Source organism: Synergistaceae bacterium, from assembly GCA_012728235.1.
In the GTDB taxonomy this organism is placed as follows: Bacteria; Synergistota; Synergistia; order Synergistales; family Synergistaceae; genus JAAYFL01.
In genome coordinates this window covers 1-2,470 of record JAAYFL010000071.1, presented here as the reverse complement: position 1 = coordinate 2,470, position 2,470 = coordinate 1, and the positions used below count along the sequence as shown (strand labels likewise).

The window sequence follows — 2,470 nt, the reverse complement described above, 5'->3', positions numbered from 1 at the left end:
CTGCAATGTTAATTATACTTATTCTGCTATCTGTTATCAACCCGTTTTGCAACCTGTTACTAATTATTTTTAATATTTATCAGGAATAAGGGTTGCAAATTGCATTTCATTATGCTATACTAATACTCGTCAGGAGGTGAAAACCTTGAAGAATGAAATTACATTCACCGCAAAACAGGTCGGTGAACGAGTGAAAGAACGCCGAACAGAGTTAAATCTCACAATGCCTGAACTTGGCAAGCGTATCGGCGTGAACAAATCCACAATCCAAAGATATGAAGCAGGCGGAGTTGACCCGACAAGAACTATGATTATCAATGGTCTTGCAGAAGCGCTGCTCACAACACCCGAATGGCTGACGGGACTTTCCGAAGAAAAAGAATATTCTACCCGTACTATCTGTGAAAAGACGATGGAGGAACACACAAAGAAATTCCTTGATGTTCTTACATCAACGGTACAGGGAGAGCCGAGACAGGAAATGCTGACCAACATACTCGGACAATATATGGATATGTACGCTGTCCTCTGCGGACACTTTGCAAGGGCAATGGCAGAAGCAGACCGTATCGCAGAAGATGAGGGGTTAAAGCAGTCCCTGATGAAATATGCCATAGGTGCCGGAGAGATTACTGAAAAGGCTTACCACAATGAACTGAGTGAGCCTGTCGAAGATATGAAACAGATGGTGGATTGTTTCTTACATATCTACGATTTGAATACCAAAAATGTGTTTGGGAAGATGTCGCAGATTAAGATGTCAGCGGAAGAAAGACTTGCTGACAGAAACAATAACGTGGCACCTTGACATTAAAAATTCGGCTTCATAAGAGCCGATGAGTGACACTATTACTTTACGCACACCATACGTCACAGTTCCGGTTGCCACGGATAGGAAAGGAGTTTTTTATCTATGGCAAAAGGTTCTGTAAGAAAGAAAGGCAAAAAGTGGTACTACCGCTTCTATGTAGAAGATGAAAACGGTAAGCAGGTACAGAAAGAGTATGTCGGCACAGAGAACAAATCCGAAACGGAAGCAATGCTCCGCAAGGCAATGGAAGACTACGAAGAAAAGAAATTTGTAGCAAAATCCGAAAATGCAACGCTTGGTAAGCTGCTGGATATGTGGGTGGAGGAAGAACTGAAACCCGGCAATCTCAGTAATGGTACGGTAATGGCGTATCAGGTAGTTGTCAACCGTATCAAGCAGCACCCTATCGGAGAGAGAAAGCTGAAAACCGTAACCGCCGATCATTTGCAGGCGTATATGGACTTGCTCAGCTTCGGCGGTACAAATCCCGACGGAACAACAGCAAAGGCACTCAGTAAAGGGTATCTGCGTTTGTTCTCGGCAGTTTTGCAAGGGGCGTTCCGCTTTGCGGTATTCCCGAAAAGACTGATAACCTTTAATCCGATGCAGTATGTTGTGATGAGGGGCAAAAAAGAGGAATATGACCTGTTCTCTGACGAGGACAGCGACACAGTTTCCAAACCTACTCTTGATTACGAGCAATACTGCAAGCTGGAAGAATTTTTGAAAGCTAAGGACAATCCTGCATTGCTCCCCATTCAGATAGCGTATTACGCAGGGCTTCGTATTGGAGAGGATTGTGCTTTAACTTGGCAGGACATCAACCTTGACGAGCAGTACTTTACAGTACGCCGCAGTATCCGTTATAACGGGGACAGGCACAAGACCGAGATAGGAGCAACAAAGCGAAAGAAAATCCGTACTGTGGACTTCTGTGACACGCTGGCGGCAATCTTGAAAGCGGCAAAAACCGAACAGCACAAAAACCGTTTCCGCTACGGAGAGCTTTACAACATCAACTACTATTTGGAAGTCAAGGAAAAAGACCGTACTTATTATGAGGTTTACAGCTTACCGAGAACGAAAGAAACTCCCGATGGTTACAAGGAAATATCTTTTGTATGTTTAAGACCTGACGGAGCATTTGAAGCACCGAGTACGGTGGGGATTATGTGCAGGACGGCAAGAAAAAAAGTCGAGGGACTTGAGGACTTCCACTTTCATATGCTCAGACATACCTACACAAGCAATCTGCTTGCAAACGGAGCAGCATCGAAAGATGTGCAGGAGCTTCTCGGACACGCCGATGTAAGTACCACAATGAACATCTACGCTCACGCTACAAGGGAAGCGAAGCGTACTTCCGCAAGACTAATGGATAAAGTGGTCGGCGAGGAATAAAAAAAGTTTCCCTTGTTTCAGCTCATAAGGGCAAAAACAAGGGAAAATACATAAGGTTTGAACATTAAGTAGGCGATAAGCCTTGAAAATACAGCGTTTTTAGAGGATTGAATAGATAAATCAGAATTTGTGGAGGAAAAAGTATGAAATCATATCAAGATATAAATAAAGAAACTATAGATAAATGGGTTGAAGAAGGATGGGAATGGGGTAAATCAATTTCACATGAAGAATATAATGATGCTAAAAATGGTAATT

The 2,470-nt window shown here is 43.2% G+C and carries 3 protein-coding genes; all 3 read left to right on the top strand.

The window, feature by feature from the left end:
- Positions 1 to 145: 145 nt before the first annotated feature.
- Positions 146 to 808: a helix-turn-helix domain-containing protein gene (locus GXZ13_05295; GenBank protein ID NLX75229.1), complete on the top strand. Its 663-nt coding sequence runs from the start codon at positions 146 to 148 to the stop codon at positions 806 to 808.
- Between the two features lie 105 nt (positions 809 to 913).
- On the top strand, positions 914 to 2,212 hold the full coding sequence (locus GXZ13_05290; GenBank protein ID NLX75228.1) for a site-specific integrase: 1,299 nt from the start codon (positions 914 to 916) through the stop codon (positions 2,210 to 2,212).
- Positions 2,213 to 2,355: 143 nt separating this feature from the next.
- Positions 2,356 to 2,470 (top strand): SAM-dependent methyltransferase (locus GXZ13_05285; protein ID NLX75227.1); only part of this gene is annotated, 115 nt, incomplete at its 3' end.